Raw genomic sequence first — 291 nt, forward strand, 5'->3', positions numbered from 1 at the left:
CCTTCGTCGATATATATTTCCCATCCCGCAGCACCGTTACTCTGTCACAGATTTCAAACATTTCTTCCATCCTGTGCGAGATGAATATGATCGTTACCTTGTTTTTCTTCAGCTTATCTACGATATTGAATAATAACTCTGTTTCTTTGTTTGTCAGCGGCGCCGTCGGCTCGTCCATGATCAGCACCCGCGAATTTGACATTACCGCTTTCACGATTTCCGTGATCTGCTGGTACGCCACTCCCAGGTCGCTTATCACCGACATCGGGTTCAGCTCGATCTCAAATTCAT

1 pseudogene is annotated in these 291 nt (G+C 46.0%); it reads right to left on the minus strand.

Annotated features, from left to right (window positions below):
* A pseudogene (locus CHK_RS16470) lies at positions 1 to 291 on the minus strand (D-xylose ABC transporter ATP-binding protein); the annotation flags it as partial.

The organism is Christensenella hongkongensis (assembly GCF_000981035.1).
Lineage (GTDB): Bacteria > Bacillota > Clostridia > Christensenellales > Christensenellaceae > Christensenella > Christensenella hongkongensis.